This window comes from Pseudomonas imperatae, from assembly GCF_057128625.1.
Map to the genome: position 1 here is coordinate 27,810 of NZ_JBSKHP010000020.1, position 26,507 is coordinate 54,316.

At 67.1% G+C, this 26,507-nt stretch carries 16 protein-coding genes; 5 read left to right on the plus strand and 11 right to left on the minus strand.

All coding sequences use genetic code 11. The features are described from left to right. Positions 1-50: 50 nt before the first annotated feature. Entirely contained in the window at positions 51-2,918 is a 2,868-nt protein-coding gene (locus ACWKWX_RS22805) for a membrane-targeted effector domain-containing toxin (protein ID WP_483829000.1), read from the minus strand. A 160-nt stretch (positions 2,919-3,078) separates the two neighbouring features. On the opposite strand from ACWKWX_RS22805, the gene ACWKWX_RS22810 reads away from it, so the two are divergent. Together ACWKWX_RS22810 and tadA are read left to right on the plus strand one after the other, a co-directional pair. Continuing rightward, positions 3,079-4,455 (plus strand): multicopper oxidase family protein, encoded by a 1,377-nt coding sequence (locus tag ACWKWX_RS22810; RefSeq protein ID WP_483829001.1) that lies wholly within the window; start codon positions 3,079-3,081, stop codon positions 4,453-4,455. Position 4,456: 1 nt separating this feature from the next. Next, positions 4,457-4,939 (plus strand): tRNA adenosine(34) deaminase TadA, encoded by a 483-nt coding sequence (gene tadA, locus ACWKWX_RS22815; protein WP_473005540.1) that lies wholly within the window; start codon positions 4,457-4,459, stop codon positions 4,937-4,939. 96 nt (positions 4,940-5,035) lie between these two features. Here the strand turns inward: tadA and mltF are convergent, their stop codons facing one another. Beyond that, complete coding sequence (gene mltF / locus ACWKWX_RS22820; protein ID WP_483829002.1) at positions 5,036-6,496, minus strand: membrane-bound lytic murein transglycosylase MltF; 1,461 nt, start codon at positions 6,494-6,496, stop codon at positions 5,036-5,038. A gap of 296 nt (positions 6,497-6,792) precedes the next feature. On the opposite strand from mltF, the gene purL reads away from it, so the two are divergent. Both purL and ACWKWX_RS22830 read left to right on the plus strand, forming a co-directional pair. Continuing rightward, positions 6,793-10,689 carry a phosphoribosylformylglycinamidine synthase gene (gene purL, locus ACWKWX_RS22825; protein ID WP_483829003.1) on the plus strand — a complete coding sequence of 1,299 codons (3,897 nt, stop codon included), beginning with the start codon at positions 6,793-6,795 and terminating at the stop codon, positions 10,687-10,689. A gap of 4 nt (positions 10,690-10,693) precedes the next feature. Beyond that, positions 10,694-11,005: a YqfO family protein gene (locus ACWKWX_RS22830; protein ID WP_416422751.1), complete on the plus strand. Its 312-nt coding sequence runs from the start codon at positions 10,694-10,696 to the stop codon at positions 11,003-11,005. A gap of 79 nt (positions 11,006-11,084) precedes the next feature. On the opposite strand, the gene ACWKWX_RS22835 is transcribed toward ACWKWX_RS22830, so the two are convergent. From ACWKWX_RS22835 to ACWKWX_RS22875, 9 genes are all read right to left on the minus strand, one after another. Beyond that, positions 11,085-15,395 (minus strand): hemagglutinin repeat-containing protein, encoded by a 4,311-nt coding sequence (locus ACWKWX_RS22835; protein ID WP_483829004.1) that lies wholly within the window; start codon positions 15,393-15,395, stop codon positions 11,085-11,087. A gap of 25 nt (positions 15,396-15,420) precedes the next feature. Then, positions 15,421-17,043, minus strand: a complete 1,623-nt coding sequence (locus ACWKWX_RS22840; protein WP_483829005.1) for a ShlB/FhaC/HecB family hemolysin secretion/activation protein — start codon at positions 17,041-17,043, stop codon at positions 15,421-15,423. A gap of 221 nt (positions 17,044-17,264) precedes the next feature. After that, positions 17,265-18,917 carry an N-acetylglucosamine-specific PTS transporter subunit IIBC gene (gene nagE / locus ACWKWX_RS22845; protein ID WP_483829006.1) on the minus strand — a complete coding sequence of 551 codons (1,653 nt, stop codon included), beginning with the start codon at positions 18,915-18,917 and terminating at the stop codon, positions 17,265-17,267. A 32-nt stretch (positions 18,918-18,949) separates the two neighbouring features. Then, the gene (gene ptsP / locus ACWKWX_RS22850) at positions 18,950-21,457 is read right to left on the minus strand and encodes a phosphoenolpyruvate--protein phosphotransferase (RefSeq protein ID WP_483829007.1); all 2,508 of its coding nucleotides are present in this window, start codon (positions 21,455-21,457) and stop codon (positions 18,950-18,952) included. A 23-nt stretch (positions 21,458-21,480) separates the two neighbouring features. Next, positions 21,481-22,503: an SIS domain-containing protein gene (locus tag ACWKWX_RS22855; protein ID WP_483829008.1), complete on the minus strand. Its 1,023-nt coding sequence runs from the start codon at positions 22,501-22,503 to the stop codon at positions 21,481-21,483. Further along, positions 22,484-23,590, minus strand: a complete 1,107-nt coding sequence (gene nagA, locus ACWKWX_RS22860) for an N-acetylglucosamine-6-phosphate deacetylase (protein ID WP_483829009.1) — start codon at positions 23,588-23,590, stop codon at positions 22,484-22,486. Before nagA ends, ACWKWX_RS22855 begins: the two co-directional genes overlap by 20 nt. 18 nt (positions 23,591-23,608) lie before the next feature. Next, positions 23,609-24,340 carry a GntR family transcriptional regulator gene (locus ACWKWX_RS22865; protein WP_473005549.1) on the minus strand — a complete coding sequence of 244 codons (732 nt, stop codon included), beginning with the start codon at positions 24,338-24,340 and terminating at the stop codon, positions 23,609-23,611. A gap of 205 nt (positions 24,341-24,545) precedes the next feature. Then, positions 24,546-25,121 carry a L,D-transpeptidase family protein gene (locus tag ACWKWX_RS22870; RefSeq protein WP_483829010.1) on the minus strand — a complete coding sequence of 192 codons (576 nt, stop codon included), beginning with the start codon at positions 25,119-25,121 and terminating at the stop codon, positions 24,546-24,548. A gap of 65 nt (positions 25,122-25,186) precedes the next feature. Next, positions 25,187-25,738, minus strand: coding sequence for an NUDIX hydrolase (locus ACWKWX_RS22875; protein WP_416422760.1), 552 nt, complete (start codon positions 25,736-25,738; stop codon positions 25,187-25,189). 138 nt (positions 25,739-25,876) lie between these two features. Between ACWKWX_RS22875 and ACWKWX_RS22880 the strand changes: the two genes are divergently transcribed. Then, entirely contained in the window at positions 25,877-26,476 is a 600-nt protein-coding gene (locus ACWKWX_RS22880; protein WP_416422761.1) for a CoA pyrophosphatase, read from the plus strand. Positions 26,477-26,507 lie beyond the last annotated feature (31 nt).

Below are 26,507 nucleotides of genomic sequence, written 5' to 3' on the forward strand. Positions count from 1 at the left end.
CGTTCTTCTCGCTGGCTGCGCATCCAGATCGCGGCCAGCGAGTACAGGCCTTACCCCACGTACTTCAACCCAATCATCGTCAGCGCCGTGATCAGTTCACGGGTGTTGTCGAAGCGCCGGTTGTGCACCGTTGGCCAGCGGGGGCGTTCGATGTAGATCAGCTGGCCGTCCTTCTGCAGTTCGGTATACACCAGCGTGCCATCGCCACTGCGGTGGATCAGTTCCTTGAACACCTGTGGCGTGTCGATGGTGAACATGCCGGGGGCCGACAATTCCAGCTCCAGGTCGCGGCCAGGGCGCAAGGTGCCCATCGGGTAATACAGGTCGGCCTTGACCAGCCCGCCCGGGCCGTCAACGCCGGAGCTGGAGGCGTGCATGCCCGTGTCTACGCGAATCCCGCGGGCGGCGTTGCTGGGCACGTCTTCGATGCGCAGGCCGATGGCCCCTTCCAGCTGCGCAACGCCAGGCACCCCCTTGAACGTGCTGGCGTGGGTGTTGCCCATCAGTGCTACCCATTTGCCTGCGCCAAGGGTGTTGCGATCGGCCTCCATCACCGTGTGGGCGAAGTAGTTCATGGTTTGCTGGCGCAGCGTGTGAGTGGGATCATCCAGGCCGGCCAGGCGGTAGCTGGCCATGCAGTCGATGGCTTGTATGCGGATGTGATTGCGCTGGGCAGCCTTGACCAGCTCCCGGAAGGTGTAGCGCCCGGAGGGGTCGGTGTAGAAGCCTTTGTCCATGTCCACCAGGTAGTGTTTTAACGGTTCGGGCATGGTGCCGGTGCGGGCGTAGGTATCGAGGTGCGCCTGGTGGAAATCGGTGAGCAGGTGCTCCATGTACAGCGTGCGCACCCCCTGCTTGGCCAGCAGGGGCAGGTTGTCGATAAGGAATTTCTTGCTGGCTACGCTGCTGTGGGACTCGCCGATCACCAGGCCATCGGTGTTGGCGTAGATACCCTTGATAATTGCGGGCTGGGTGGCTACGGCGTCGAGCTCGGGAATGGCTGGCCGTGCCGGTAGGGTGACATTTTGGAAGAATGCCTGTGCGTCAGTGCTCAGGCGGCCGCGCACGCTGCGGAATTCCATGTAGGCAGGGTTGGCGGCTGGATTGTTGAAGTCGCCATATTTGCCGTCGATCATCTTGTCGTTCCGGCCCTCCGCGCCTTCGCGTAACAGGTCGCGCAACGCTTCGGGCAGGTCGTAGCGAAAGGTCCGGGTAATGGGCGCGACCGGCCGGGGCAGCGGATTACCCCAAGGCAGGTTGCCAAGGAACTTGCCACCCCCCTTGAGGTTGAGCCGCTGCAACGCCTGCCATTCCCCCTGCGCGTTCAGTTGAACCGGCACGCTGGTATAGAACGAGTAGGGGTTGGCGGGATCGACGATCGCCCAGCGGTCCAGGTCATTGGCCCAGCGCACCTGGTAGCCGATGCCGTCCAGCTCAATGTAGTCCTTGCCATCGGCGTGGCGGTAGATGCCACGGCGCTTGCCTTCGGTGCCCACGCCGCCGCCCAGTATCTCGTTGGTTTCCAGCGGCTTGAGCAGCTCGGCGGTCTCGGCGGCATACGGCGCCGGTAGCTGGGGGTGGATGTCCTGCATGCCGATGTGGGTTTGCGCTGGGTGAAACTCGCCGGTGATCACCTCCTCGGCGGGTGACCACAGGTAGGTTGCGTTGAATAGCACGTCCACGGCACTGGTGATGGCCTCGATCACCGCTGCCTTGCGGTGCGCAGTGTCGTGGCCGTTGACGGCCTCGTCGATGTGCAGGCCCATTTCGGCAATGCCCGCGCCCACCACGGCCAGGGCAATAGGCCAGTGCAGGGCGGCCAGGCCCCCGAAGGCCTGGCCGAACGCCTTGAGGTAGCCGATCCACATTTGCTTGCGCAGGTCGCCATTGGAATGCAGCAGCATGCCCATGTCGTCGTACATGCGCTGGCGGCTGGTGTCGGTGAGGAAGGTAAAGGGGTCTTCCTGCAGGGCAACGCGAAAGCGGTTGATGGGTTTTGCGTGGTCCTTACCCCAGCCATAGAACAGCAGGTCGAGGCTGTGGTGCAGGGCGTTGTCTCCGTCGTTGTCGGACAACGGCCAATGGCTCATGAAGCGGGCGCGGTTCTGCGCCATGTTGGTTTGCGACAATACCCACCAGTACAGGTCCTGGTCGGTCTCGAAGGCATGGAAGCAGTTCACCTCGCCTGGGGTGTACAGGTACTGCCAGCCGTCCTGGTCGACGATGCGCAGGATATCGGTGGCAATGCGCCCGCCAATGTCGAAGGCGTAGACCTTGAGCTCCCGCGCTGGCGGCACCTCGGTTTGCAGGGCGGCCAGGCTCACAGGCCAGCTAAAGTCGCCGGCCACGGCCTTGACCAGGGTCTGGAACTGCGGGTCCGAGATCCGTCGCGCTTCGCGCTCCTCCAGCGCCTTGGCGAGGAAGTTGGCCTTGGCCATGACTCGAAAATCCTGTTCATGGCTGGCCCAGAAACGATCGACGTCGGCGCGGTAATGGCCGGCGAAGTCCAGGCCCCAGAAGTCATTGAGCACATCCTGGGGTTCCAGGCGGATCTCGTTCTTCTCGTCGTAGACACGCTCGTTGGGGCCCTGGCTGTAGAAACCGCCCCACTGGTGCAGCAGGTCGGCATTGTCCTGGTCCCAGTTTTCATAGCGGTGCATCACCAGCTGCGGCAGCGTCAGGGACTGCACGGGTTTGCCCCAGTGCTCCCAGCCGGTGAACGTGAGGTGGCTGGTGTTGCCGCTTTTCCAGCGGTGCCACCAGATATGGTCCGGCTCGCCATACTTGCCAGTGTGTCGATGCAGCACTTGGTTGGCGGTGTCCCGGGCCTTCTGGCGCATGTCGGGCATCGTGTCGGCGATGCGCTTGGCAATGTCGACCAGCGCCTGGCGGTCGGCGGCGGTGGGGATGTGGGTCATGGCGTGCCTCCTTGCGTGGGAAAGCCGCGAGTGTGCTGGGCTGGTGGGGTGTGGGTGCGGTAACCCTGGAGGATATTGATTGGCAAGATGTTTCAGCGCCTAACCGGCGTCCGGGCAAGGTGTATCGTGCCGGTTTTCAAGCACTGAGGTGACCTTGCCCATGGTATTCACGCGTCGACAAATGCTCGCCGGGCTGGCTGGCCTGGCGGTGGTAGGGGTTGGCGGCGGCGGGGCGGTGCGCTATTGGCTGGGCCGCCCTGGAGGGCGGGCAGGGCATGACTACGAGCTGATTGCCGCGCCCCTGGACGTGCAGCTGGTACCTGGCCATTTGACGCCAGCCTGGGCCTTTGGCGGCTCGGCCCCTGGCGCCGAGCTGCGGGTACGCCAGGGCGACTGGCTGCGGGTGCGTTTCGTCAACCACCTGCCGGTACCCACCACCATCCACTGGCACGGCATTCGCCTGCCGCTGGAAATGGACGGTGTGCCCTACGTGTCGCAGCTGCCGGTGCTGCCGGGGGAATATTTCGACTACCGCTTCCGCGTTCCAGATGCCGGCACCTTCTGGTACCACCCCCACGTGGCCAGCACCGAGCAGCTGGGGCGCGGCCTGGTGGGGCCGCTGATTGTCGAGGAGCGCGAGCCCACCGGCTTCGCGCATGAAGCTACCTTGAGCCTGAAAAGCTGGCACGTAGACGAGCAGGGCGCCTTCGTGCCGTTCAGCGTGGCCCGCGAGGCGGCGCGAGTGGGTACGCTGGGGCGGCTGTCGAGTATCAATGGCGTGCCGCAGGCGACGATTGACCTGCCAGCAGGGCAGGTCGTGCGCCTGCGCCTGTTGAACGTCGACAACACGGCCACCTACCGGCTCAATTTCCGTGGCACTGACCAGGTGCGCCTGTACGCCCTGGACGGCAACCCCATCGAGCCTCGCGCGTTCGGCGAGGATTACTGGCTGGGGCCGGGCATGCGCGCCTGCGTGGCGGTGCGCATGCCACCGGCGGGGGAAGAAGTGGCGGTGCGTGACGGCCCAGTGCGGCTGGGCACCCTGCGGTCGGTGGCCACCGCCATGCCGCCGGGGGTGTGGCCGCCACCGCTACCGGCCAACCCGGTGGCCGAGCCCGATCTGGCCCGTGCCGAAAAGCTGGTTTTCAACGTGGAATGGGTAGGCTCGGCGGCCGTGCAAGGGGATAATGGCCGCCCGCCCAGCTTCTGGCAGTTCAACGGCCAGGCCTGGGACATCACCGACAAGACCTGCGCCGACCGGCCCATTGCCCGGCTGACACGGGGCAACAGCTATATTTTCGAACTGAAGAACATGACCCAGTACCAGCACCCCATCCATTTGCATGGCATGACCTTCAAGGTGATCGCATCCAATCGCCGCGCGATCGTGCCGTACTTCACCGACACCTACCTGCTGGGCAAGCACGAGCGCGCCCAGGTGGCACTGGTAGCGGATAACCCGGGTACCTGGATGTTCCACTGCCATGTGGTCGACCACATGGAAACCGGCCTGATGGCCGCGATCGAGGTGGCGTGAGATGCGCCAGCCTCTGATCGTCGACCGCAGCCGCGACCAGCACTTCATGCGCGAGGCCCTGGCCCTGGCCGCCCAGGGCGCGGCCATGGGCGAGGTGCCGGTGGGCGCGGTGCTGGTGCACAACGGGGAAATCGTCGGCCGCGGCTTCAACTGCCCCATCAGCGGCAGCGACCCCAGCGCCCACGCCGAGATGGTCGCCATCCGCAACGCCGCCCAGGCGGCGAGCAACTACCGGCTGCCCGGCAGCACGCTCTACGTGACCCTGGAGCCGTGCAGCATGTGCGCCGGGCTGATCGTGCATTCGCGGGTCAGCCGCGTGGTCTATGGCGCGCTGGAGCCCAAGGCCGGCGTGGCGCAAAGCCAGGGGCAGTTCTTCAGCCAGGGCTTCTTGAACCACCGGGTGATGATCGAGGGTGGGGTGCTGGCGGAGGAGTGCGGGGCCATCTTGAGCGAATTCTTCAAGGCCCGCCGCGCCAAACCCTGACGCCAACGCACCCGTAGCAGCGGCCGCCAGGCCGCGTCCCGCGATTGGCCTGCATAAACGCGGTGTGGGGGACGCGGCCTGCGGCCGCTGCTACGGTCAGAGCGAGGGGTTTTCCTGCGCCGGCTTGGCCTTGTTGACCCCCGGAGTGTGCAGGTTGCTGTCGGCCACCTGGCCGCCTTCGAGCTGCGGCTGGGTCACCCAGGTGAGGATGTCGTAATAGCGGCGGATGTTGGCCACGAAGTGCACCGGTTCGCCGCCGCGGGCATAGCCGTAGCGGGTCTTGCGGTACCACTGCTTCTGCGACAGGCGCGGCAGCATCTTCTTCACGTCCAGCCACTTGTTGGGGTCCAGGCCTTCGTTCTTGGCCAGTTGGCGGGCGTCGTCCAGGTGGCCGCTGCCCACGTTGTAGGCGGCCAGGGCGAACCAGGTGCGGTCCGGTTCGGCGATCTTGTCGTCGAGTTGGTCACGCACCAGGGCGAAATACTTGGCGCCGCCCTCGATGCTCTGCTTGGGGTCCAGGCGGTTGGCCACGCCCATGGCCTGGGCGGTGTTCTGGGTCAGCATCATCAGCCCGCGCACGCCGGTCTTGGACGTCACGTCGGCCTGCCACATGGACTCCTGGTAGCCGATGGCAGCCAGCAGGCGCCAGTCCACCTGTTCGTCCTTGGCGGCGGCGTGGAAGTGTTTCTCGAAATGCGGCAGGCGCTGCTGCAGGTGCTGGGCGAAGGTGTAGGCGCCCACGTAGCCGAGCACGTCCACGTGGCCGTAGTAACGGTCTTTCAGGCGCTGCAGGGTGCCGTTCTTCTGCACCTTGTCCAGGTAGCTGTTGATCTCGTTGAGCAGGCTGTTGTCTTCGCCGGCGGCCACGGCCCAGCGCTGCTGCTGGGCATCGCCGAGGTCGAAGGCGACGCGTACGTTGGGAAAGTAGACCTGGTTCATCGCCAGCTCGTTGGAGTCCACTAGTGTCAGATCGATCTGACCTTCGTCCACCATCCGCAGTAGGTCAACGACCTCCACCGCGTCGGATTCTTCGTATTGTATGCCGGGATAACGCTTTTTAAGTTCGGCCAGTTGCGCGGCATGGCTGCTGCCCTTGAGCACCATGATTTTCTTGCCCACCAGGTCGCTGGCGTCGGTGGGGCGCGATTGGCCATTGCGGTAGATGACCTGCGGGGTCACTTCCAGGTACGGGTGGGAGAAACGCACCTGGGTCTTGCGCTGGTCGTCGGCCACCAGGCCTGCGGCGGCCAGCACCGGGCCATTGGGCTTGCCCACCTGGTTGAACAGGTCGTCGAGGTTGTCGGCGGTCTCGATCTTCAGTTCCACCCCCAGGTCATCGGCGAAACGCTTGACCAGTTCGTACTCGAAACCGGTTTCGCCGTTGCGATCCTGGAAGTAGGTGGCGGGGCTGTTGCGGGTAATCACGCGCAATACGCCGTCCTCCTTGACTCGCTCGAGCGTGCTGGGTTTGTCGACGCAGCCGTTGAGCAGTAGGAGTAGACCGGTTGCGATCAGCCATTTGGCGAAGCGCGGGCGTGAGGCAGTCTTTGAATGCATCCTAGCAGTATACGCAAAGCGCGAGGGGCGCCATATCTCGACAGCATCACGCCGTTCTGCTAGGCGTTGCGCAATCCCCGTAGCAGCTGCCGCAGGCTGCGTCCGGCCGCACCACGATGGCGCCCGGGGACGCCGCCTGCGGCAACTGCTACGGGGAAATTTATTTGACTCTTGAGACAGGATATGCCGCCAGATGCCCGGCTGGCGCCAGGATTACCGTTTTGGGTGCCTGCGGCGGCGGTTTACGCTAGAATGCACGGCCTCTAAGCACACCCCTTTCTGAGGCTGTCCCGAAGATGTTGATCCTGCGCGGCGCTCCTGCCCTTTCTGCCTTTCGCCACGGTAAATTACTCGAGCAACTGAGCCAGAAGGTCCCCGCTGTAAGTGGCTTGTACGCTGAATTTGCCCACTTCGCCGAAGTAACCGGCGAGCTGACCGCCGATGAGCAGCAAGTGCTTGCTCGTCTTCTCAAGTACGGCCCGAGCGTGCCAGTGCAGGAGCCAAACGGCCGCCTGTTCCTGGTCATGCCGCGCTTCGGCACCATTTCGCCATGGTCGAGCAAGGCCAGCGATATCGCCCACAATTGTGGCCTGGGCAACGTCCAGCGCCTGGAACGCGGCATTGCCTTCTATGTCAGCGGCGAGTTCAGCGAAGCCGAGGCGCAAGTCGTCGCCGGCCTGCTGCACGACCGCATGACCCAGGTGGTGCTGAGCAAGCTGGAAGAGGCCGCCGGCCTGTTCAGCCATGCCGAGCCCAAACCGCTGACCGCCATCGACGTGCTGGGCGGCGGCCGCGCCGCGCTGGAAAAAGCCAACGTCGAGCTGGGCCTGGCCCTGGCCGAAGACGAGATCGACTACCTGGTCAAGAGCTTCGAAGGCCTGGGGCGCAACCCCCACGACATCGAGCTGATGATGTTCGCCCAGGCGAACTCCGAGCACTGCCGCCACAAGATCTTCAACGCCAGTTGGGACATTGACGGCCAGAGCCAGGAAAAAAGCCTGTTCGGCATGATCAAGAACACCTACCAGATGCACAACGAAGGCGTGCTGTCCGCTTACAAGGACAACGCCTCGGTGATCGTCGGCAGCGTGGCCGGGCGTTTCTTCCCGAACCCTGAAACCCGCCAGTACGGCGCGGTGCAGGAGCCGGTGCACATCCTGATGAAGGTGGAAACCCACAACCACCCGACCGCCATCGCGCCGTTCCCGGGTGCTTCCACAGGTTCCGGCGGCGAGATCCGTGACGAAGGCGCCACCGGCCGCGGCGCCAAGCCCAAGGCTGGCCTGACCGGCTTCACCGTATCCAACCTGAACATCCCAGGCTTCGAACAGCCATGGGAAAAGGCCTACGGCAAGCCCGAGCGCATCGTCACCCCGCTGGACATCATGATCGACGGCCCGCTGGGCGGCGCCGCGTTCAACAACGAATTCGGTCGTCCGGCCCTGACCGGCTACTTCCGTACCTTCGAGCAGGCCATCGACACCCCGCACGGTGAAGAAGTGCGCGGCTACCACAAGCCGATCATGCTGGCCGGCGGCATGGGCAACATCCGCGCCGAGCACGTGCAGAAAGGCGAAATCACCGTTGGCTCCAAGCTGATCGTGCTCGGCGGCCCGGCCATGCTCATCGGCCTGGGCGGCGGCGCCGCTTCCTCCATGGCCACCGGCACCAGCTCGGCCGACCTGGACTTCGCCTCGGTACAGCGTGAAAACCCGGAAATGGAGCGTCGCTGCCAGGAAGTCATCGACCGCTGCTGGCAGCTGGGCGACAAGAACCCGATCAGCTTCATCCACGACGTGGGCGCGGGCGGTCTGTCCAACGCCTTCCCGGAACTGGTGAACGACGGTGGCCGCGGCGGCCGTTTCGAGCTGCGTAACGTGCCCAACGACGAGCCGGGCATGGCGCCGCTGGAAATCTGGAGCAACGAATCCCAGGAGCGCTACGTGCTGGCCGTCGACGCCGCCGACTTCGAGCGCTTCCAGGCCATCTGCGAGCGCGAGCGTTGCCCGTTCGCGGTAGTGGGCGAGGCGACTGCCGAGCCGCAACTGACCGTGACCGACAGCCACTTCGGCAACAACGCCGTCGACATGCCGCTGGAAGTGCTGCTGGGCAAGGCCCCGCGCATGCACCGCTCGGCCGTGCGTGAAACCGAACTGGGCGACGACTTCGACCCGGCCCAGCTGGACCTGGCCGATTCGATCGAGCGCGTGCTGCACCACCCGGCGGTGGCCAGCAAGAGCTTCCTGATCACCATCGGCGACCGCACCATCACCGGCCTGGTCAACCGTGACCAGATGGTGGGCCCGTGGCAGGTACCGGTGGCCGACGTTGCCGTCACCGCCACCAGCTTCGACGTCTACACCGGCGAAGCCATGGCCATGGGCGAACGCACGCCGCTGGCGCTGCTGGATGCCCCGGCATCGGCGCGCATGGCGGTGGGTGAAACCCTGACCAACATCGCTGCTTCGTCGATCGCGAAAATGTCCGACATCAAGCTGTCGGCCAACTGGATGTCCGCTGCCGGCCACCCGGGTGAAGATGCGCGCCTGTACGACGCGGTGAAGGCCGTGGGCATGGAACTGTGCCCTGAGCTGGGCATCACCATTCCGGTGGGCAAGGACTCCATGTCCATGAAAACCCGCTGGAGCGACGAGGGCACCGAGAAAACCGTGACCTCGCCGATGTCGCTGATCATCACCGGCTTTGCCCCGGTGGTGGACATCCGCAAGACCCTGACCCCGCAACTGCGCATGGACAAGGGCCTGACCGACCTGGTGCTGATCGACCTGGGCCGCGGCCAGAACCGCATGGGCGCCTCGATCCTGGCCCAGGCCCACGCCAAGCTGGCCAAGGCCGCGCCGGACGTCGACGACGCCGAAGACCTGAAAGCCTTCTTCGCCGTGATCCAGGGCCTGAACGCCGACGGCCACCTGCTGGCGTACCACGACCGTTCCGACGGCGGCCTGCTGGCCACCGTGATGGAAATGGCCTTCGCCGGCCACTGCGGCCTGGACCTGCAACTGGACACCCTGACCCACGCCAAGGAAGAGATCAACGCCATCCTCTTCAACGAAGAGCTGGGCGCGGTCATCCAGGTTCGCCAGGACGCCACCGCCGACATTCTGGCCCAGTTCAGCGCTGCCGGCCTGGGTGACTGCGTGGCCGTGATCGGCCAGCCGGTCAACAACGGCCACGTGTACATCAGCCTGAACGGCGAGCAGCTGTTCGAAGGCGACCGTCGCCTGCTGCAACGCCAGTGGGCCGAGACCAGCTACCAGATCCAGCGCCTGCGCGACAACGCCGAGTGTGCCGATCAGGAGTTCGACGCCCTGCTGGAAGAAGACAACCCGGGCCTGAGCGTCAAGCTGGGCTTCGATGTCAACGACAACGTCAGCGCGCCTTACATCAAGACGGGTGTTCGCCCTCAGGTTGCCGTGCTGCGTGAGCAGGGCGTCAACGGCCAGGTCGAGATGGCTGCCGCCTTCGACCGCGCCGGCTTCAACGCCATCGACGTGCACATGAGCGACATCCTCGCCGGCCGTGTCGACCTGAACGAGTTCAAGGGCCTGGTGGCCTGCGGCGGCTTCAGCTACGGCGACGTGCTGGGTGCCGGTGAAGGCTGGGCCAAGTCGGCGCTGTTCAACGCCCGTGCCCGCGATGCGTTCCAGCAGTACTTCGAGCGCAGCGACACCTTCACCCTGGGCGTGTGCAACGGTTGCCAGATGATGTCCAACCTGCACGAGCTGATCCCGGGCACCGAGTTCTGGCCGCACTTCGTGCGCAACCGCTCGGAGCAGTTCGAGGCGCGCGTGGCCATGGTCGAAGTGCAGAAGTCGAACTCGGTGTTCCTGCAGGGCATGGCCGGTTCGCGCATGCCGATCGCCATCGCCCACGGCGAAGGCCATGCGGAGTTTGCCAACGAGCAGGCGCTGATCGAAGCCGACGTGTCGGGTTGCGTGGCACTGCGTTTCGTCGACAACCACGGCAAGGTCACCGAAGCCTACCCGGCCAACCCGAACGGTTCGCCGCGCGGGATCACCGGCCTGACCAGCCGCGACGGTCGCGTCACCATCATGATGCCGCACCCTGAGCGTGTGTTCCGTGCCGTGCAGAACTCGTGGCGCCCGGACGACTGGAACGAAGACGCGGCGTGGATGCGCATGTTCCGCAACGCCCGCGTCTGGGTGAACTAAGGCGGTGTACAAGCTTGCCTTCTTCGTGCCGCCCAGCCATGTGGACGCTGTGAAAAGCGCCGTGTTTGCCGCCGGTGGCGGTCGCATCGGCGCCTACGACAGCTGCGCCTGGCAGGTGCTGGGGCAAGGCCAGTTCCGGCCCATGGACGGCGCAACGCCGTTCCTGGGCCAGGCTGGGCTGCTCGAGCGGGTGGAAGAATGGAAGGTGGAGCTTGTGGTGGCGGATGAACTGATCCAGCCGGTGGTGGCGGCCCTCAAGGCCAGCCACCCCTACGAGACGCCCGCTTATGAAGTGTGGCGCCTGGCTGATTTCTGATCATCCCTGACGCGGCCTGCGGCCGCTGCTACGGTTTTTCGTAGCAGCGGCCAAAGGCCGCGTCAGCGCTCCACCCCCATCATCCCTCCTTGTGCTTGATCCCCCCCTCCAACGTTTGCTGCACATCATGCCCCTTGGTACGCAACAGCCCCAGGTCCGACGTGCGGTCCTTGCCGTCCGCCGTGCCGGTGAAGGCATTGATCAGGTTCTGGGTCATCTCCTCGGGCACCAGTGACAGCTTGCCTTCCAACCCGAACGAATGGTCGCTGCCGCTCAAGGTGGTGGTGTTGACGTTGCTGCCACCCAGGTCCACCTGGCCGCGCGGGCTTTTCAGCTGCGCGCCGTAGAGGTGGGTGTCGCCGTCCACGTTCAGGGCAATGCCGTTGCGGCCGGTCACCACGCTGGCTGCGCTGGCGGTGTCGCGCTGGGTCTTGTTCACGTCCAGGTGCAGGGTAGGGGCGAAGCCCAGGTCGACCTTCTGCAGGCCAGTGCCGATTTGCTCCTTGACCTTGCTGCCTGCCGGGCCTGCCAGGGCCGTGGCACCGTTCACCAGGCCCTGGGGGTTTTTCTCGGCGTTGAGGCGCGCGTCCAGGGTCACCGCGTGGCCGTTGACCTGATCCTGGCGGCTTGCGACGACGAGATCACCGCCGATGTTGCCGCTGACCTGGTCGGCCTCCACGCGCACGCCGCTCAGGCGGGTGTCGCGGCGGCTGTCGATGTGCAACTGCTGGACGCGGATCTCGCTGTTGCGGTGGGTCTGGCTGGCCAGCTTGTCCAGGCCCAGGGTGGCGCGACCGTGGACGGCGTTGTAACCCTTGCTGCCCTCGGTGCTGTTGGCGCCATTGACGCCCAGGCCAATCCCCACGCTTTTGTTATTGCGCTGCTCGTCGGTCTGCCCGCTGCCGACGGCGATGCCGCCTTTGTCGGCTTTCAGGGCCAGGCGCTGGGCGTTGACGTTCAGGCCTTCGACGTTGATGGCGGTGTCGGCGCTGCTGCCGGCCTCGACGCTGGCGCTACCCTTGACGTGCCACTCGCCCGGCTGGGCGGCGGTGCTGCGCTCGTCCGTCTGCCCCAGTTCCAGGCTGGCGCCAATGCCGCCGCCCTTACCACCCTGGGGTGCATTGCGCGCCAGGCTCAACTGCAGGCCGCCGCCGTATACCTGGCCGTCGGCCTGGTGGGTATCGGTGACGCTGCCGATGCTGGCGGTGTCGCCGGCAATGACCTCGACGCTGGCGACCGGGCGGTCGATGGCGCCCACCCGTGGGCCATCCATGTTCACCTGCTTGCCGGCGTGGATGCTCACCGCACCCTGGGTGTCGAACGCGACGGCGCGGCCTTGGCTGTCGGCGCTGCTGGTAGTGGCGTATTTGCCGATGGCGCTGCCGCCCATGCTCTTGCCGGCGGTGGGGCTGGTGCCGCCCTTGGCCCAGGCGGAGCCGTCAATGCTGGTGCTGGCCTGCTGCTGTTCATCCTTGGCCTGTTCAAGGGCTACTGTGCCGCCGGCCTTCATGGCAACAGGGCCTTCGGTGCTGGCGAAGCGCGAGCCTTCATAGCGGCCATCGGTGCCCAGCTGGATCTGCACCCCGGCGTGGCCCTGGTTCAGGCTGGGCACGGCCTTGGTGTTGCCACTGCTGCTGCTCACCGAACCGCCGCTGCCGACCACCTTGGCGTTGATGTCGCTGCCGGTGTTGGTGTCCACGCGCGCGCGGACGTCCACGTCCAGGCGGTCGAGGGTGGTGGCCTCGCGGTCGTGGCTGGCGCGCTGCGCGTGGCTGCCCAGGTTCATGGCCAGCGTGCCGGCGGTCGCCTCATAGCGTGTGCCGATGTCGGTCAGCTGCTGCTCGACATTCACTGTCACGTTGGCACCACTGACCTCGGTGACTCGCGCGGTTTCCTTGGTTGCCGTGGTCCTGCGCTGCTGGTGGTTGACCTCCAGGTCGGCGCCAACGCTGGGGGCGAACAGGTTGTCTTCCAGCGCCTGGTGCTGGAAGCGGCTCTGGTCTTCGCCGTTGACCACTTTCTCGATGGGGCGGGTGAGGTCGGTGTATTCGACGCTGGCGCCCAGGTGGCCGCGGGTGCTGGTGCTCGACTCCGTGACCTTGTGCAGGTCGTGGGCATCGCCCAGGGTCGCGTTCTCTGCCTGGATGCGGGTCTTGCCTTTGCCGATGATGCTCGCGGCCTCGGTGTGCAGTGTTTTAGCCAGCACCTCGGTGGTGCCTTTGCTGCGCACGGTGGTGGCCTGGTGGGTCTGGGCCTCGGTGGTTTTTTCCTGGCTTGCCACGCCGCCGCTGAAGGCGCTGCCGACCCGGTCCATGCCACCGGTCAGGCGCAGGGCGCCGTCCTTGGTGGTGGCCTGCTCGCTGTCGTGCTGCGCGTCGAGGGCGGCCAGCAGGGCGATGTCCGGTGCCTGCACCCGCGTGCCCTGCTGGCTGTCGACCTTGGCGCCGACCATCTTGATGGCGGTGCTGTCGCTGATGGCCACGTTGTTGCCTGACACCTCGGCGGCGACGTGGGTCTTGGCCGAGCTGGCCTTGCGAGTGTCTAACCGTGCGTACCCGAGTTCGCCGAAGTACTGCTTGCTGCCGGCCTTGTCGTCGGCGGCGGCCTTGGTTTCCCCGGCCTTGACGGTGAAGCCCTGGGTGCGGGTGGTGGAGGTGTCGGTGCGTTCGGCCACGGCGGGCAGCAGCTCCACGCCCTGTTCGCCCTTGATCTGCGTGGTGCCGGCGGCGCTGACCTTGGGGCCAACCAGCGCTACTTTTGCGTTGGCGATGATCTGCAGGTTGTTCTCCGAGCGCACCTCGGTGCGGTGCGGTGCGCTGCTGCGGCGTTCGTCGTTGACGGTCTTGCTGAAGAAGGCGCCGCCTACCAGGTCGCCGCGGTAGTCGTCCTTGTCGTGGCTGGTCTTCACGCTGACGCCGTCGAGGGTGACGTTGCCAGCGCTGCGCAGGGTGCCGGGGCCCTGGCTGTGCAGGCGGCTGCCGCGCACGTGGGTGTCACCGGCGCTGGTGAGCTGCACGGTGCCGCCTTCCAGGTTGCTGCCCCGGGCAGTCTCGCGCACGTCGGTGGTGTTGCTGTCGCCGCGCCACAAGTGCTTGCGGTGGCGAACAGTCTGGAAGCTGGACGTGCTGTCCAGGGCCGCGTCGACGGTCAGGTTGCCACCGCTGTGCACGCTCAGGTCGCCAGGCGCTTTTAACTGGGCGGCGGTCAGGTGCATGTCGGCGCCGGACTCCAGTTGGATGTCCTGGCGCGCCTCGAAACGCGTGGCCAGGTGCTGGCGGGTGGTGTCGGTGGTGCGCTTGGAGTATTCCTCGGTAGGGATGAACCAGGCCTTGCGGCTCCACTGGTCGTGGGCCTTGGTGACCTGCTCGCGGGTCAGGGTGTCCATGCGCAGGGCCTTGCCGGCCTTGGCGGTGATGCGGCTACCCTCGACGTCCACGGCGGTGAGCTGCATATCGCCGCCACTGTGCAGGCGCACGTCACCGTCGACAGAGGTGATGACGCCGTTGCGTGACGGTGTGCCACTGATGTGCAGGCCCCCTCGGCTGTCGACCTCGACGCCATCGCGGCCCACCAGTTGCGCCTTTGGCATGCGCACGCCGGCGCCCTCGGTGGTGCTGATGATGCGAATGCGCCCGGCGTGCATCGCGCCCAGCAACTGCGCATCCACCGCGCCCGCTGTCGGCTGGGTGGTGCCGAGCACGCTGCGGTCGGCGTAGGCGACGCTGTTGTGGCCGATCAGCACGTTGAGATCATCGCGGGCCGTCAGCCGGCCCTCGGTGTCCAGGCGTGGGGTGATCAGGTCCAGGGCGCCCTCGGCGTTGCTGGCGCCGCGCTCGCCCACCTGCAGCACGCCGCGTTCATGGCTGGCGTCCAGGCGCACGATGCGCCCGTCTTCAAGCTCGGGAATGCCCACCAGGAAGGTGGCGCGGTTGGCGTTAATGAAGCTGGCGCCGTTGAGGCTGATGCCATTGGGGTTGGACAGCAGGTAGTCGGCGCGCTGGCCGAAGATTTCCTGCGGGCCGTCGATGCGCGAATCGCCCTGGCCGACGACGCGCATCAGGATGGTGCTGGCCGCCTGGCCCTGCAGGTGCGGGTTGGCGTCCAGCTGCGGGCCCAGTTGCGCCTGGCCAGCCACCAGCGAGTTGTTCAGCACCAGGCCCTGTTGGCCGACGTTGAACTGGTGCATGTGGTTGTCGGACAGGCCCTGGCCGTCCGGGCGCACGATATCCAGTGCGGGCACGCCATTGTGCTCGCTGAGCACGGCGTAGCCGGTGGGGCCGGGCGCCGGCGCCAGGCCGTCGCCCAGGGCGGGCAGGCTGGTGCCCAGCAGGGCGGCGGAAATCGCCCAGTGCAGGCGGTTGGCGGTAAAGCGTGGGGGTCGCTGAGTCATTGTTTTTATTTCTCTTATTGATGAATCAGAAGTCCAGTTTCAGCTCCATGTTCCAGAAGCCCGGCTCTGAGGGAGGGCCATCCTTGATCACCACGGCGTGGCGATAATCGAGTTTCACTTCGCCACCGCGCCAGCCCAGGCTGGCGCCCGTGCTGACGCCGGCGAGAGCGGGTTGCTGGCGGCCGCGGCCGTGCCAGGTGCCGCGGCCGCGGCCGTAGTCCACGGCTACGTGCGGGGTCAATACCAGCCCTGGCGCCAGGGGCAACGCCAGGCTCAGGCTGTTGCGCAGCACCAGCGCGCTGCTGGCGGCGATGTTGCTGTCGCGCAGGCCGCGCACGCTGCCGGGGCTGCTCAGCAACCACTGTTCGCTGGCCGGCAGCAGGGTGGGGCTGTACTGGGCTTCCAGGCTGCTGTCCCAGCGCCATTGGTGGCGGTTGCCGGGCCAGGCCTGGCTGCGTAAAACGCCCAGGCGCCATTGCTCGAATGGCCGGGTGTCGGCACCCAGCCACGGCAGGCTGTGGGCGTAGCCCAGTTGCGCGCTCCAGGTGGCGCGGCCCAGCCACAGCAGGTTGAGGTCCAGGCCGGCGCTGGTCAGGCTGGCGTCCTGCTGGGCGATTGACCGGTGGTTGAGGCGGTAGTCGCGGGTCTTGCGGTTCAGCCGCAGGCTGGCGCTGAGCAGGGTGTGCTGGTTGCGCCACAGGCTGCGGCCCAGGCTCAGGCCGCGGCTGTCGCTGGTGTAGTCGTGGCGCACGCCGTGGCCGGTGAACGCCCGTTGTTCGCTGTGGCCCAGGCTGGCGCCCAGGCTCCAGGCGCCGTAGGGCACGCTGTAGTACAGGCCCAGGCCGCGGGTGTAGTTGGGGGCGTTGCCGAAGGTGCCGAACAGGCTGGCCTGCAGCACGTCGTTGAGCTGCAAGGGGTTGTCGCGGCTGGCCACCAGGCTCAGGCCGTGGCGGCCGTTGGTGGTGTCGCCGCCGTTGCCGTAGCCCACGCGCAGGCCCCAGGGCGAGCGGCGGCTGCGTGAGGTCAGCAGGATGCGTGAGCCACCGTCCAGTTCGCCGGGCTGCACCTGGGCCTGCAGGTCGATGCTGCGCAGGCGGTTGAGCTGGTCCAGGCCCTGTTCCAGGGTGGGCAGGTGCAGCGGCCGGCCGACCAGGTCGGGGAAGGCGCTGGCCAGGGACACCGGCAGGCTGTCGTCAGCCAGTTCGATGGACTCGACAAAGCCTTCTTCGATGACGATGTCCAGCGGCTGGCCGTCCGCCGGCGTCTGCGCCGGGTAGGCACGCGCGGCGATGTAGCCGCGCTGCACGTAGGCCTGGGTAATATCGACAAGCACCTGGCGCAAGGCATCGGCGCCCATGCACGGGCGCAGGCGTTGGCTGAGCAGCGCTTGCAGGGTGCGATCATCGATCAGGCGGTTGCCCGCCAGGCGCAGGCCGCTCAGGCGCCAGCAACGGGCTTCGGCGGCCACAGTCGGTTCGGCGGGTGGTGGCGTGGGCCGTGGCTGCTGCAGCTGGCGCAGGCGCTGGTCGCGCTCCAGGGCCTCGCGGTCGCGGCGTTCCTGGTCCAGCCAACGCAACGTGTCGTCGGCCAGCGCCAGGGGGGCGAGAAAGAGGGCACAGCAGGCCAGCAGGCCGGTCACCTTGGGCATCTTGTTATTCTTTTGAGTGGCTATCCGTTGGTAGGGAATCTACCGGGATATCCACTCAAATGAGTTCAGACGCTTCCAGGGTTTGTGTAGGACGGTTCTGGCACTAACGTTCCACATCGTTCATCTTGTGGGAGCTGGCTTGCCAGCGAGCTGTTGGGGCCCCCAAAAAAACTCGCTGGCAAGCCAGCTCCCACAAAGACGGTAGCGGTTGCGGGCGTGGTTCAGGCCAGTACTTCGCGGCGGGCCAGCAGTGGCTGCAGGGCTTGGCTCAGGCCTTGTGCCTGTTCGCCTACCAGCAGGTGCCAGGCGCCGTCGCCCAGGTCGGTGCTGCCCTGGCAGCCCAGCGCCTTGAGCGCGTGCAGGTCCAGCGGCGCGCCATTGAGCTGCACGCGCAGGCGGGTCACGGCCAGGCACTCCAGGGTGTCGATGTTGGCCGCCCCGCCCAGTGCCTGCAACCAGGGTTGCAGTGGTTGCATGGGTTTAGCCGCCGCCGGCAGCGCCAGGCGAATTTCGTCCGCCAGGCTGTCGGCCAGCGGCCCGACGATCACCTGCAGGCTGCCGCCGTGGCCGGGGCGCACCACGCCCATGGCGCCCAGCGCCTTCAGGCGGGCGTCGTCGGCCTGGTCGCGGTCGGCCAGTTGCAGGCGCAGGCGGGTGGTACAGGCGCCGACGCTGAGCACGTTGGCCGCACCGCCCAGGGCCTGGATATAGGCGCCGGCGCGGTCGCTGTCGGCCACCATCGGGCTGTCGCTGCTGGCCACGGCCTCGCGGCCCGGGGTCTTGAGGTTGAAGCGGCGAATGCAGTAATCGAACACCAGGTAGTACAGCAGCCCGTACACCAGCCCCACCGGGAAGATCAGCCAGCCGTTGGTGGACTTGCCCCAGCCCAGCGCCATGTCGATGGCGCCGCCGGAGAAGGTGAAGCCCAGGTGGATGTCCAGCAGGTTGGTGATGGCCATGGACAGGCCGGTGAGCAGGGCATGCAGGCCATACAGCAGCGGCGCCAGGAAGATGAAGGCGAACTCGATGGGCTCGGTGACCCCGGTCAGGAACGAGGTCAGCGCCATCGACAGCAGTATCCCGCCCATCAGCTTGCGCCGCTCGGGCTGGGCGTTGCGGTACATGGCCAGGCAGGCGGCCGGCAGGCCGAACATCATCATCGGGAACATGCCGGTCATGAACTGGCCGCCGTTGGGGTCGCCGGCGAAGTAGCGCGCCAGGTCGCCGCTCACCACCTGGCCGGTGGCCGGATTGGTGAAGCTGCCGAACACGAACCACACCATGTTGTTGAGGATGTGGTGCAGGCCGGTGATGATCAGCAGGCGGTTGAGCACGCCGAAGATGAACGCGCCCAGGCTGCCGCTGGCCAGCAGCAGTTGCCCGAGGCTGTTGATGCCGTCCTGGATCGGCGGCCAGATCAGCCCGAACAGTACGCCCAGGCCCACCGAGGCGAAGCCGGTGGCGATGGGCACGAAGCGCCGGCCGCCGAAGAATGCCAGGTAGGCGGGCAACTGGATGTCCTTGAAGCGGTTGTACAGCCCGCCCGCCAGCAGGCCGCTGATGATGCCGGCAAGCATGCCCATGTTGATGCTGGGGTCCAGCACCTTGAGGGTCGAGACCATCACCAGGTAGCCGATGGCCCCGGCCACGCCGGCGGTGCCGTTGTTGTCGCGGGCGAAACCCACGGCGATGCCGATGGCGAAGATCAGCGCCAGGTTGGCGAAGATGGTGTTGCCGGCGTCGTGGATGATGGCGATGTTCAGCAGGTCGGTGTCGCCCAGGCGCAACAGCAGGCCCGCGATGGGCAGGATGGCGATGGGCAGCATCAGCGCGCGGCCCAGGCGTTGCAGGCCTTCGATGAAGTGTTGGTACATGGCGTGTCTCCCGATCCGTTGTTGTTATTGGCTTAGGCGTTCAGGGGCCAGTGCCGGTGGCAGGCCTGGCGTACCGCGGCGGCGCCGGGCAGGGCCAGCAACTGGGGGGCTTGCGCCTGGCAGGCGGCCAGGTCGAGGTCGCGCACCCGTGCCTTGATCTCGGCCACCAAGGGCGGGCTCACCGACAGTTCCTGCACGCCCAGGCCGAGCAGCACCGGGGTGGCCAGCGGGTCGCTGGCCAGGGCGCCGCACACGCCCACCCAACGGCCATGCAAGCGGGCGCCGGCGCAGGTGTGGGCCACCAGCGCCAGCACCGCCGGGTGCAGGGCGTCGACGCGGGCGGCGAGGCCGGCGTGGTCGCGGTCCATGGCCAGGGTGTACTGGGACAGGTCATTGGTGCCGATGGACAGGAAGTCGGCATGCTCGGCCAGCTGGGCGGCCAGTAGGGCGGCGGCGGGCACTTCGATCATCACGCCCAGCTGCGGCAGTTGCGTGACGCCCAGTTCGTCGGCCAGTTGGGCAAGGCGCTGGCGCACCTGCAGCAGTTCATCCACTTCGGTGACCATGGGCAGCATGATCCGGCAGCGCTCGGGCTGGCCGGTGCGCAGCAGGGCGCGTAGTTGCTGGTCGAGCACCTGCGGGTTGACGCTGGCCAGGCGAATGCCGCGCAGGCCCAGCACCGGGTTGGCTTCCACTGGCAGGGGCAGGTAGTCGAGCTGCTTGTCGCCGCCCACGTCGATGGTGCGGATGACCACCGGCTTGTCGCCCATGGCGTCGAGCACGGCCCGGTAGGCCGCCACTTGCTGGGTTGCGTCGGGGGCTGCGTGGCTGTCGACGAAGAGGAATTCGGTGCGCAGCAGGCCTACGCCGTCGGCGCCGGCCTGGTGGGCCTGTTCGGCGTCCTGGCGCGAGGCGACGTTGGCGCCGATCTCGATCACGCTGCCATCCCGGGTGCGCGCCGGTTCATGGGCGTGCGCCTGTTGCAACTGCTGGCGAGCCTGCCGTGCGGCGAGTTGGCTGGCCACCTGGTCGAGGCGCTGGGCGCTGGGCGTCAGTTCCAGGCGGCCGTTGTCGGCGTCCAGCACCACTGGGGTGCCCATGGCCTGCGCCAGCAGCGCGTCGCCCATGGCCACCAGGCAGGGCAGGCCCTTGCCGCGCGCCAGGATAGCCACGTGGGCGGTGGCGCCGCCAGCGGCCATGCACAGGCCGGCGGCGCCTTGCTCGTGCAGGTACAGCAGGTCGGAGGGGGTCAGTTCTTGGGCCGCGACGATGGCGCCACGGGGCAGTGGCGGCCGCGCGCTGTCGCCCAGCAGCTCGCGCAATACCTGCTGGCGCAGGTCGAGCAGGTCGTTGGCGCGTTCGGCCAGCAGCGGCTTGCCGGTGGCGTGCAGCACGCGGCACTGGGTGTCGATGGCGTCGCTCCAGGCGTGGCTGGCGGCGCGGCCGGTGTTGATGGCCGCGTGGGCCGCCTGGGCCAGGGTCGAGTCTTCCAGCAGCGCCAGGTGGGCGGCGAAGATGGCTTGCTCGGTAGCGTCCTCGCGCATTTGCGCCTGGGCCTGGGCGAGCGCCAGGGCGCGCGCGACGCCCGCCACGGCAGCGTCCAGCAGGCGTTGCTGTTCGCTGGCAACATGGCCGCCCGGGTCGGCTGGCAACGTCACGCCGCCCAGCAGCACCAGCGGGCCGCTGGCCAGGCCAGGGGCGGCACAGACGCCGGCGAGCATGCCGGGCGCTTGCATCGTCGCAGCTGGCAACGGCAGGGGCGCCGGGGCCGGGTGGTCGCCGGCGATGGCCGTGCCCAAGGCCTTCAGCAGCGCGGCCAGCGCCGCTTCACGCTGCGGGCCGCGGCAGATCACCTGCACCTGGGCGTGTTGGTCCACGCCCAGGCCCATTACCGCCACCAGGCTGGTGACGTCGGCCAGCTGTCCTTCGTGGCGAAGCTGGGCGCTGCAATCGAAGCCTTGCGCCACCTGGCGCAAGCGCGCGGCGGGGCGGGCGTGCAGGCCGCCGACGTGGGCGACGCTGGCGCTGCCTTCCACGCTCTCACCGGCCGCGTCGGTCACTGCGCCGGTGGCCTGGTTGCCGACGAGGCGCAGCAGCGGTTCGCCGGCGCGCACCCGCTCCGGGGCCAGGCGCTCGGCACGAAAGTGCGTGCCATTGGTGACGATGATCAGGCTGACCAGGCTGGTGCTGTGCCGCGCCACCCGGTCCATCTCGAAGCGCAGCAAGGGCTGGCCGGGGGTTACGCGCATGCCCGGCTGCACCTGCAGGTGGAAGCCTTCGCCGTTCAGTTGCACGGTGTCGATGCCCAGGTGCAGCAGCAGTTCGGCGCCGTTGTCGGCGCGCAGGGTGATGGCGTGCAGGGTGCGGGCCACGTGCAGGATCTCGCCGGCGCAGGGCGCCACCAGGCAATTGTCGGTGGGGTCGATGGCGATGCCGTCGCCCATCGTGCCGCTGGCGAACACCGGGTCGGGGACCTGGGCCAGGGCGAGTACGGGGCCACTCAAGGGGGCGCTTAGGGTCACTTCATTATTGTTATTCATGGGCGCGGTACTCGTTCGGGCAACTAGTGGGTACGGGTGACTTTGCTCAAATAGCGCGGCTGGTCGGGGTCCAGGCCGCGGGCCAGGGCCAGGTGGGCCGCCATCACGTAGAAGCTCTGGATGGCCAGGATCGGGTCCAGCGCCGGGTGTTGGGCGCGGCACAGGTCCAGGTCGCGTTCGGCGATGTCATCGGGGGCGGCCAGCAGCACCTTGGCGCCGCGCTCGCGCATGTCGGCGGCAAGTTTCAGCAGGCCGGCCTGCTCGGCGCCGCGCGGGGCGAACACCAGCAAGGGGTAGCCGGCGTCGATCAGGGCCATGGGGCCGTGGCGCACCTCGGCGCTGCTGAACGCCTCGGCCTGGATGCCGGCCGTTTCCTTGAGCTTGAGCGCCGCCTCCTGGGCGATGGCGAAACCGGCGCCACGGCCGATCACCATCAGCCGGTCGCAGACTTTGAAGGCGTCCACGGCGCCAGCCCAATCCACCGCAGCGGCTTCACGCAAGCCGTCGGGCAGGGCGGTGCCGGCCGCCAATAATTCAGGGTCCTGGGCCCAGTGGCCGACCAGCCGGGCGCTAGCGCTGAGGGTGGCGATGAAGCTCTTGGTGGCGGCCACGCTCAGCTCGGCGCCGGCGCACAGCGGCACGGTGTATTCGCTGGCGGCGTGTAGCGGCGAGTCCTCGGCATTCACCAGTGCCACGCTGAGGGCACCGCGTTCGCGCAGCAGGCGCTGGCTGTCCACCAGGTCCGGGCTCTGGCCCGACTGGGACAGGGCGAACACCACCTGGCCGTCGACCTTGAGCGGCGAATGGCGCAGGCTGACCACCGACATCGGCAAGGAGGCCACCGGCACCCCCAACTGCTGCATGGCCAGGTAGGCCAGGTAGCTGGCGGCGTGGTCGGAGCTGCCGCGCGCCACGGTCATGGCCACGTGCGGCGGCTGCTGGCGCAGGCGCTCGGCCAGGGCCTGCAGCAGCGGGTCGAGGGTCTGCAGCTGGCGGCTCACGGCCGCGTGGGCGCTGCGCGCTTCTTCAAGCATCTTGCAAGTCAATGGCTTCTCCTTCGACCATCACGTCGGTCAGCATCAGGTGGCGGTCCAGGCGCACGCAGTCGGCCCAGGCCCCCGGTTGCAGGCGGCCGCGGTCGCTGACGCCCAGGTAATCGGCGGCGAATTGCGACAGGCGCCGGGACGCATCGTCCAAGGGCACGCCGATCTTCACCAGGTTGCGCAGCGCCAGGTCCATGGTCAGCGTGCTGCCGGCCAGCGTGCCGTCGGCCAGGCGCACGCCGCCCAGGCACTTGGTCACGTGGTTGCTGCCCAGCATGTAGTTGCCGTCGGGCATACCGGTGGCCGCGGTGGAATCGGTGACGCAGTACAGGCACGGGATGGCCCGCAGCGCCGCGCGGATGGCGCCGGGGTGCACATGCAACAGGTCGGGGATCAGCTCGGCGTAGCGGGCGTGGGCCAGGGCGGCGCCGACCATGCCCGGCTCGCGGTGGTGCAGCGGGCTCATGGCGTTGTACAGGTGGGTGAAGCTGCTGGCGCCGGCCTCCAGCGCGGCCACGCCGTCCTCGTAGCTGCCCAGGGTGTGGCCGATCTGCAGGCGCACGCCACGGCCACTCAGTTCACGGATCAGCACGTTGTGGCCGGCAATTTCCGGGGCAATGGTGATGACCTTGATGGGCGCCAGGCTCAGGTAGTGGTCCACCTCGGCCAACAGCGCGGTGTGGGCGAAGTTGGGCTGGGCGCCCAGCTTGCCGGGGTTGATGTACGGGCCTTCTAGGTGCACCCCCAGCACCCGCGCGCTGCCGGGCTCGCGGGCCTGGCAGTAGTGGTCGAGGCCCTTGAGCACGCTGGCGATTTCCTCGGCCGGGGCGGTCATGGTGGTGGCCAGCAGCGCGGTGGTGCCGAAGCGCACGTGGGTGCGGGCAATGGTGGCGAAGGCGTCGCCGCCCTGCATGATGTCCTTGCCGCCACCCCCGTGCACGTGCAGGTCGATGAAGCCGGGCAGCAGGTAGGGACGGTCGTTGTCGGCCGGGTCGCAGGGCTCGCCGTCGACGCCGGTGATCTTGCCTTCGGCGTGCAGCAGGCGGCCGCGGTACCAGCCGTTGGGGGTGAGGATGTTGTCGTCGGACATGGCAGGAAGGCTCGTGGTTCAGCGCCGCAATTCAGCGACGAAGTCGTAGTAGTCGTTGCGGCAATAGGTGTCGGTCAGCTCGATGGCGGTGTTGTCGTCCAGGTAGCCGATACGGGTCATCAGCAGCATCGCGGTGCCCGGTTCGATGCCTACCAGGGCGGCGAATTCGGCCGAGGCGTTAATGGCGCGGATGTGCTGCAGGGCGCGCACCACCGGCCGGCCGATGCTTTCCAGGTACTGGTACAGCGAATCGCCGATGGCTTCGGGGTGGGGCAGCAGGGCGGCAGGCAGGGCGCTCATCTCGATGGCCATGACGGTGTCGTCGGCCTTGCGCAGGCGCTTGAGGCGCGCCACCTGGTCGGTGGGCGATAGCCCCAGGCGGATCACTTCCTCATGGGTGGGCACGGCAATGCCGCGCTCCAGCCACTGCGAGCCGGGCACGAAACCCTTGAGGCGGAGCATCTCGCTGAAACTGGAAAGGCGTGACAGCGGTTGTTCCAGGCGCGGGGTAATGAAGGTGCCCGAGCCCTGGTTACGGCGAATCAGGCCCTGTTCCAGCAGGATCTCCAGCGCCTTGCGGGCGGTGACCCGGGACAGGCCCAGCTGTTCGCTGAGGGTACGTTCGGAGGGCAAGGCCTGTTCGGCCTTCCATACACCGGCATGGATGGCGGCTTCCAGGTTGCGCGCCAGCTGCAGGTACAGCGGCGTGGCCTGGGTGTCGTCGGGGCGCAGCGCAAGCAGGTCGTTCATGTAGGGTTCCGATGCGATTGTGAGAGTTATGGCGCTCGGTAGTGGGCTCCAAGGTAATACCACTTGAATACCACGTCAACACCAGTGGTTTTATGCAAGCCACACGCACACCTCCCCGTAGCAGCTGCCGAAGGCTGCGTCAGAGGCAAGCGCGGGGAGTGTCAGGGGGAGGACGCGGCCTGCGGCCGCTGCTACGGGGGCGGTGTTACGGGCGGATTTCGATCATGGTGCCGTCCTTGACCAGGCTCCACAGTTCGCGCATGTCCTGGTTTTTCATGGCGATGCAGCCGTCGGTCCAGTCCAGGGTGTTGAAATACCACTCGGGGTATTCCTCGCTGTCCGGGGTGCCGTGGATCATGATCATGCCGCCGGCGGGCAGGCCGGCGCTGCGTGCCTTGGCGGCGTCGCCGGCGTTGGGGTACGACACGTGAATGGCCAGGTTGAAGCGGTCGCTGACCTTGCGCCAGTCCAGCCAGTAGAAGCCTTCGGGGGTGCGCATGTCGCCCTCGTACTGCTTGGGCCCGCGCGGGCTCTTGCCCAGCGACACGCGGTAGCTTTTCAGGGTCTGGCCACGGCTGAGCAACTGCAGTTGGTGGCTGGACTTGAGCACCAGCACCTTGTCCACCACGGCGTTGGCCAGGTCCGCCGGCACCCTGGGGGTGACGGCATCGACCACGGCCGGTGCAGTGCCCGCGGGTGGCTGCTTGACGACAGTGACAGTGAAGGCGGCCGACGACAGGGCGGCATAGGACAGACAGAAGAGGGCAAGCAACCAGCGCATTTAACGATCAATCCTGCAGGTGAATCGCACCCCGCTTGCGCCGGTGCCGCGTGACACGGTCGGTTTCAGGTCTGCCCCAGCCCGTGCAGCGGCGGCAGAAATTCGTTGCGCACAGGGAAGTGTTGGCCCTGGCGGTCGGCAAAGTAGCATTCTAAGGTACGGTTCACCGTGGGGAAAGCCAGCTCGGCCCAGGGTATTTCGCTTTGTTCGAACAACCGCACTTCCAGGCTTTCCTCGCCCACGGCGTAGTCCAGGTCGGCAAGCTCGGCGCGAAAGAACACATGCACCTGGCTAATGTGCGGCAAGTCGAACAGCGTGTACAGCGCCAGCTGGCGGACGCGTGCACAAGCTTCCTCCTCGGTCTCGCGGCTGGCGGCCTGTTCCAGGGTCTCGCCGTTTTCCATGAAACCGGCGGGCAGGGTCCAGAAACCGCGGCGCGGCTCGATGGCCCGGCGGCACAACAATACGCGATCGCCCCACACAGGCAGGCAACCGGCGACTATATTGGGATTTTGGTAGTGAATGAATTCACAGTGCCCGCACACGTACCGCAGGCGGTTGTCGCCCTGGGGAATGCGCTGGGTTACCGGGTTGCCGCACTGGCTGCAGAATTTCATGTCGGGCTTCCTGATCGCTGCGCCTATCTTGGCGCCAGTGGTCCCCGCACCGCAAGGGCGGTTTTGTACGCAAGGGGGGTTGGGCAGGGCCGTGGCTTTGGTGCATGATTGCCCCTAGGCATCGAATTGAGAGAGACCATGCTGGACGAGCTACTGCGTCGGATGAGCAGCCACAGGCCACGGACCCTGGAGACCGATCAGCGTTTCCCCGAGGCAGCCGTGCTGCTGCCCATCACCCGCAGTGCCGAGCCCGAGCTGGTGCTCACCTTGCGCGCCAAGGGCCTGTCCACCCACGGCGGCGAAGTGGCCTTCCCCGGTGGCCGCCGCGACCCCGAGGACCCGGACCTGGTGTTCACCGCCCTGCGCGAGGCCGAGGAGGAAATCGGCCTGCCGCCCGGCCTGGTGGAAGTGCTGGGCCCCCTGAGCCCGCTGATCTCCAAGCATGGCCTGAAGGTGACGCCCTTCGTCGGGGTGATCCCGGACTTCGTCGAATACCGCCCCAACGATGCGGAAATTGCCGCAGTGTTCAGCGTGCCGCTGGCGTTCTTCCGTGAAGACCCGCGCGAGCACACCCACCGCATCGACTACCAGGGCCGCAGCTGGTACGTGCCCAGCTACCGCTTTGGCGAATACAAGATCTGGGGCCTGTCGGCGATCATGATCGTCGAGCTGGTGAACCTGATGTACGACGCCGACATCAGCCTGCACCGCCCCCCCGAGCATTTCACGTCAATTTGAGCGGACCTGCGAGCCGCCTTTGCCTGCCTGA

Coding starts and splice junctions, on each gene's coding strand:
- ptsP (WP_483829007.1), bottom strand. CDS start 21,457: ATGAATAACAATAATGAAGTGACCCTAAGCGCCCCCTTGAGTGGCCCC.
- ACWKWX_RS22840 (WP_483829005.1), bottom strand. CDS start 17,043: ATGCCCAAGGTGACCGGCCTGCTGGCCTGCTGTGCCCTCTTTCTCGCC.
- ACWKWX_RS22810 (WP_483829001.1), top strand. CDS start 3,079: ATGGTATTCACGCGTCGACAAATGCTCGCCGGGCTGGCTGGCCTGGCG.
- nagA (WP_483829009.1), bottom strand. CDS start 23,590: ATGTCCGACGACAACATCCTCACCCCCAACGGCTGGTACCGCGGCCGC.
- ACWKWX_RS22865 (WP_473005549.1), bottom strand. CDS start 24,340: ATGAACGACCTGCTTGCGCTGCGCCCCGACGACACCCAGGCCACGCCG.
- mltF (WP_483829002.1), bottom strand. CDS start 6,496: ATGCATTCAAAGACTGCCTCACGCCCGCGCTTCGCCAAATGGCTGATC.
- ACWKWX_RS22880 (WP_416422761.1), top strand. CDS start 25,877: ATGCTGGACGAGCTACTGCGTCGGATGAGCAGCCACAGGCCACGGACC.
- ACWKWX_RS22870 (WP_483829010.1), bottom strand. CDS start 25,121: ATGCGCTGGTTGCTTGCCCTCTTCTGTCTGTCCTATGCCGCCCTGTCG.
- nagE (WP_483829006.1), bottom strand. CDS start 18,917: ATGTACCAACACTTCATCGAAGGCCTGCAACGCCTGGGCCGCGCGCTG.
- ACWKWX_RS22875 (WP_416422760.1), bottom strand. CDS start 25,738: ATGAAATTCTGCAGCCAGTGCGGCAACCCGGTAACCCAGCGCATTCCC.
- tadA (WP_473005540.1), top strand. CDS start 4,457: ATGCGCCAGCCTCTGATCGTCGACCGCAGCCGCGACCAGCACTTCATG.
- purL (WP_483829003.1), top strand. CDS start 6,793: ATGTTGATCCTGCGCGGCGCTCCTGCCCTTTCTGCCTTTCGCCACGGT.
- ACWKWX_RS22835 (WP_483829004.1), bottom strand. CDS start 15,395: ATGACTCAGCGACCCCCACGCTTTACCGCCAACCGCCTGCACTGGGCG.
- ACWKWX_RS22805 (WP_483829000.1), bottom strand. CDS start 2,918: ATGACCCACATCCCCACCGCCGCCGACCGCCAGGCGCTGGTCGACATT.